General features: G+C 68.4%; 5 protein-coding genes. 1 reads left to right on the forward strand and 4 read right to left on the reverse strand.

Annotated features, from left to right (window positions below):
* From VXC91_RS41995 to pdxR, 4 genes are all read right to left on the reverse strand, one after another.
* A partial coding sequence (locus VXC91_RS41995) for a hypothetical protein (RefSeq protein WP_456243100.1) occupies positions 1-192 on the reverse strand: 192 nt, incomplete at its 3' end.
* A complete protein-coding gene (gene trpD / locus VXC91_RS42000) occupies positions 192-1,211 on the reverse strand; it encodes an anthranilate phosphoribosyltransferase (protein ID WP_329512618.1) in 1,020 nt (339 codons plus the stop codon). The genes trpD and VXC91_RS41995, both read right to left, overlap by 1 nt.
* A complete protein-coding gene (locus VXC91_RS42005) occupies positions 1,208-2,485 on the reverse strand; it encodes a nucleotide sugar dehydrogenase (protein ID WP_329512621.1) in 1,278 nt (425 codons plus the stop codon). The genes trpD and VXC91_RS42005 overlap by 4 nt, the downstream gene beginning before the upstream one ends.
* Before the next feature lie 169 nt (positions 2,486-2,654).
* Positions 2,655-3,956, reverse strand: a complete 1,302-nt coding sequence (pdxR, locus tag VXC91_RS42010) for a MocR-like pyridoxine biosynthesis transcription factor PdxR (RefSeq protein ID WP_329512619.1) — start codon at positions 3,954-3,956, stop codon at positions 2,655-2,657.
* A 157-nt stretch (positions 3,957-4,113) separates the two neighbouring features.
* On the opposite strand from pdxR, the gene VXC91_RS42015 reads away from it, so the two are divergent.
* Positions 4,114-5,007: a DMT family transporter gene (locus VXC91_RS42015; protein ID WP_329512620.1), complete on the forward strand. Its 894-nt coding sequence runs from the start codon at positions 4,114-4,116 to the stop codon at positions 5,005-5,007.
* Positions 5,008-5,298: the final 291 nt, after the last annotated feature.

Consider the following 5,298-nt stretch of genomic DNA (forward strand, 5'->3'; position numbering starts at 1 on the left):
GGGCCACAGGTCCCCTTTGGATGGTGATTTCGGCTTGACCTCGGCAATCACTGCCACGGTGTCGCGCCGCAGCGCCGTGGCCAGCGATCCCGGCTTGGCCGGGGTCGGGCGCGTCTCGGGCACCCCATCCACCACCGCCGTACTGTCGCGCCACGCCGACCGCTTGTGCGCGAGGATGTCATCTAGATACATCAGTGAATCTCTTTCCACGTATGGCTGTTTGTCAGCACCGAGAGCAGCCGAGCCGGCATGCCCTGGGCGAGGGCGTCGCGCACCCGCTTGAGTTGGTGTACGAGCTCGCCCATGGGATCCGCCGGACACGCAGCCACCGCTACCAGGGCCGCCGCGTTGAGTGCGCAGGTGTCGAGGAGACCGGGGGATGCCTGGCCCCCAAGCACGGCACGCGCGATGGACGCGTTGGTGTCCGGACCGCCGCCGAGAAGCTCCTCCGGCCGCGCCTCATACGCCCCGATCTCTCTCGGGTCGAGCTCGAACTTGCGGACCATGCCGTCCTCGACGGCCAGGATCCGGGTCCGCCCAGACGTGCTCATCTCGTCCATCCCGTTCTCCGCGCGTACCAGCCAGGCGGGGGAGAGCTCCAACCGGGCCGCCGCCTCTGCCATCACCGCCTGGTCGCGCTCGCCGGCCACGCCGATGATCCGCGCGCCGGTCGCGACGGGGTCGGTCATCGGGCCGGTGAGGTTGAACAGCGTCGGGAATCCCAGCCGCCTGCGCAGCGGCGCCAGGTTGCCGACGACGGGGTGCACCGCCGGGGTCAGCACGAACGCGAAACCGTTGTCCCGCAACGATTGCGCGATGCCTTCGGGTCCGGGGTCGATCTCGACCCCCAGTTTCTCCAGCAGGTCGGCGCTGCCGCATCGGCTCGTCGCCGCGCGGTTGCCGGCCTTGGCCACCACAGCTGCAAGGAGGGCCGCCAGCGTCGAAATGTTTACCGAACCCGACCCGTCCCCACCAGTGCCGACGAGGTCGGATGCCCTGCCGTCGAACGGGACACGCGTGGCCGCGGCCAGTACCACGTGTGCCAGCGCCTCCACGTCGGCGGGCTCGGCGCCCGCTACAGCTTTGGCCGTGAGGTAGCCCGCGACTTCGGTCTCCGGCGTTGCCGGGTCCAGCAGCAGCGCAGCAGCGGCAGCTGGGTTGCCAGCTCGGCCCGCGACGATGTCCCTGGTCAGTGCGGCCAGGCCGGTCACAGGTGTACGACCCCGTCCCCCGCGGTCACTACGTTCCAGCAGTCGAGCAGCATGGGCGCGGCGTACCACAGTGGCCTGCGCATGATCTGCTCGTGCGGAGTGGTCAGCACCAGGCAGTCGAAGGTGGACACAGACTCGCGGTCCCAGTCCACCCTCGGCACGACCTCGTCGTCCACCACCAGGTTGGACACCATCGGGTCCGTGTAGGACACCTTTGCGTGGCCCGCGCGCAGTGCCCGGATCAGGTCAATCGCGGGCGCATTGCGGGTGTCGCCCACACCGGGCTTGTACGCCGCGCCGACCACCAGCACCCGGCTACCCGCGAGGTCGGATCCCTCATCGCGCAACAGGTCAGCCAGCCGCTCGGTAACCGTTTCCGGACGGCTGCGGATCCGCTGGTACGCCTGTGTGATCATCGGCAGGCTCACTCCGGTGCCCTCGGCAACGTAGCGCAGGAACATCGGGTCGACCGCTATACATTCACCGCCGACGCCAGGGCCGGGGCGGTGCGCCAGGAAGCCGTACGGTTTCGTCGCCGCGGCGTCGATCACATCATTGACCGATATACCAAGTTCGCGGCACAGGTCGGCCAACTCGTAGGTGAGGGCGATGTTGACCATGCGGAATGTGTTCTCGTAAACCTTGGCGGTCTCGGCGACCTCCAGACTGGACACGGGAACTATCTGCTCGGTGACGAGCCCGAACAGCTCCGCACCCGCCGCAGCACAGGCAGGGGTCAGGCCGCCGATCAGCTTCGGGGTGTTGGCCAACGTCCAGCCCGCCTTGTTGGCCGGGTCGATCCGCTCCGGCGCGTGCGCCAGGTGGAAGTCCACACCGGCGCGCAGACCGGACAGTTCATGCAGACGCTGGGCCAAACCGGCGGTCGTTCCCGGTGGCACGGTGGACTGCAGCACCACCACAGACCCCCGCCGCAGCCGTGGACCGACCGCGTCAGTCGCGGCGAACACAGCGGCCAGGTCCGGCTCACCGGTCTCGGTCAGCGGGGTGGGGACACAGATCACGATGGCATCGACGGAGGCCAGCGTCTGAGGATCAGTTGTGGGGATTAGCTTCTGTGCTTCGGCGCCCAGTTCGGCATCGGACACATCAGGTAGGTAGGACCGGCGTTCAGCAAGGGCGGCGATCTTCTCGGCGTCGTTGTCGAGGCAGACCGCTGTCAGGCCCGCAGTGGCGAAGCCAAGCGCTAGTGGCAGTCCGGTGTAGCCGACACCGACGATGGCGATCCGTCCCCCCGGGCAGGGGAATGCGACCAGACATTTTGCTTTTCACGGAACCCCCAGGTTGCGAGTGGCTACCCGCCACGGGCTTCCGCGGCGGACTCTCTGCTCGCGTCACCGGCAATGCGGCGGCGACCCCAGAAGAATTGCCGACCCGAGGGAAGGGCCACCAGACCAGTTCCGCACCCCCTGACCGGACCAGCTACTAGTCGATGGCCTTACCCAGGGCCGAAACCAGCCGGGTGATCGAGGTAGGAGCGAGGGCCGCGTAGCCGATGATCAACCCCCCGGGCACTTCGGGCGGGCATCCCAGGCGACATTCGGAGAGGCCCTGTACGTCGAATCCGTTCAGGCGCAACGAGGACAACACTGTTCGTTCGTCAACCCGGGGCGGGAGCTCGGCCAACAGGTGCAGTCCGCTGGCGTCACCTCGCACCACGACGTCCAGCCTGGCGGCGGCAAGCTCAGCGACCAGATGTGATCGTCGCAGGCGGTACCTGTGACGCATCTGGCGCACGTGTTTGTCGTACCCGCCCGTCAGCAGTAGGTGCGCGAACGCCAATTGGTCCATCGCCTGACCGGCCAGATTGGTGATCACCCTGCGATCCACGAGCCGTTCGTGCCAAGCAAGGGGGCCTGCCAGCCAGCCCAGCCGCAGCGCGGGTGCGAGCGTCTTGCTGACCGAGCCCAGCAGCACGGTTACATCCGGGGCCAGGCCCTGCAGACAGCCGACTGGGTTGCGGTCGTAGCGGAACGCGCCGTCGTAGTCGTCTTCGATGAGCATCACGTCGTGCGTGCGGGCCAGTTCGATCAGCGCACGTCTGCGCGTGGCCGACAGCAGCACGCCGGTCGGGTACTGATGGGCCGGCGTGAGCAGGATCGCCCCGAGCTGCGCCGGCTCGGGAATGGCGTCCGCCACGATGCCCTCGGCGTCGACCGGCACACCGACCACGGTGAGCCCCCGCCGGGCCATCAGGTCGCGCGCACCAGGGCTGGCCGGGTCCTCCACCGCGATGCGCCGCCGCTCGGTCGCGGCTACTACGTCGGCCAGCAGAGCCAACCCCTCGGCGACGCCGTTGACCACCAACATCAGCTCCGGGTCGACAACCGCGCCCCTGGTCCGGCGCAGGTGCCCGGCCAGCTCGACGCGCAGCCTTTCGTGTCCCCGTGGGTCCCCGTAGCCGAAGTCGGCGTTGCTCATGGTGCTCAGCGCGTGCCGGTACGCGGCCAGCCACCTGGTACGGGGGAAGCCGCCCAGGTCGGGCAAGCCAGGTCGGGCAACGGGGGGTGGCGCCGACGGTTTGGGTGTCGGGTCGGCCCCGGTGACTGAGTCGGCGACCCATGTGCCCGATCCCTGCCGTGCGAGGAGGAACCCCTCGGCGAGCAACTGCTCGTACGCAGTCACGACTACTCCCCTGGAGACGCCGAACGCGTCGGCTACGGACCGGCTCGGCGGCATCAGCGTGCCCGCCGGCATGCCCCCGGTGCGGATCAGCTCACGGAGCATGCCTGCCAGTCGCAGACCCAGCCCACCTGCCCCGTCACGCTCCAGCCCGCCCAACGCGAAACGCAGTTCCGTGGCTGAGTAGTGGCGGATTGGTACACGAGAACGCGCTCTGGATTGGTCCTTGTTGTGAGCCATTGCGGCACCCTAGCGTCGCCGCATGTTGAGAGGCAGCGTGTTCGCGGCGTCCGCGATGATCATGGTCGGCAGCTCGGTCGCGGTCATGGGGGTGCTGCGCCACTTCCCCGTCTACGCCGGCCAGGCGCTACGGTTCGCACTGGCCGCAGTCCTGCTGCTGGTCGTGCTGAGAGGGCAGGAACGTCGCACTGGGAAACGTCCCCCGAGGGTGACCGGCCCGCAGTGGATGCGGATCGTCGTGCTGGCCGCGATCGGCATGGTCGGCTTCAACGTCGCGATCGCGGCGGCCGAGCGGCACACCGACCCGGCCCTGGTGGGCGTGATCGTCGGCTGTGCTCCTGTAGTCATCGCCCTGATCACCCCGCTGTTGTCCAGGACACCGCCGAGCGGACGAATCCTGCTCGCAGGCCTGGTCGTCACCGCGGGGGCCGGGCTGGCGCAGGGGTTCGGCTCCTCGACCAGTGTCCTCGGCGTGATCCTCTCCGTGGGGGCACTTTTCGGCGAGGTCGCCTTTGCCCTGGTCGCGGCCCCACTGTTGGGCACCCTGGGCGCGTTGCGCGTCTCCACCTACGCGTGCCTGACCGCTGTTCCCCTCTGCCTGATCGGCGTGGTTGTGACTGGCCAGTACGCGGTTCCTGACGCGGGCCAACTGCTCGCGCTGCTGTGGCTCGGCGTGGTGGTCACCGCGTGCGCCTATGTGCTGTGGTTCACCTCCGTAGGCAGCATCGGCCCCGAGCGGGCAGGCCTTTTCACGAGCCTCGTCCCCATCAGCGCGGTCGGTGTCACCGCCCTCATCGGCACCGGCGAGCCCACCTGGGGTCACGCGACCGGTGCGATCGTCGTCCTTCTCGGCCTGCTGGTCGGCCTGACCACCAGCAAGGAACCGGACTTTATTGTCGCGGGTCCCCGCAAGTGACCTCCCTTGTTGCGTAACCTCGCTCGTCTCGCAGACAGGCATGGAACCGAAGTTCCCTTGATGCCGCTGCTGGCCTGGGCGGCGGGAAAATCGGTTGGAGAGCGCGGGAAACGATCTCTACGCACAGATGCATGCGCCCTGACCAGCGCATTTCGTCGGTGCCCCGAGACTCGTCCGGGGAGTGGTGGGAGGACTGCTACGGCGAACTCCGCCTCGTCGGTGAGGGCCCCAGCCTGCAGCAGGATCCCTGGGAGCCCGGTCGGCTCAAAGAACTCGTCGACGCCTGGTACT

This window comes from Streptomyces chiangmaiensis (genome assembly GCF_036281785.1).
GTDB classification, from domain to species: Bacteria; Actinomycetota; Actinomycetes; order Streptomycetales; family Streptomycetaceae; genus Streptomyces; species Streptomyces chiangmaiensis.

Bases quoted from the DNA above. Each gene is read 5' to 3' on its own strand.
- pdxR (WP_329512619.1), bottom strand. From the start codon at position 3,956: ATGCTCCGTGAGCTGATCCGCACCGGGGGCATGCCGGCGGGCACGCTG.
- VXC91_RS42015 (WP_329512620.1), top strand. From the start codon at position 4,114: ATGTTGAGAGGCAGCGTGTTCGCGGCGTCCGCGATGATCATGGTCGGC.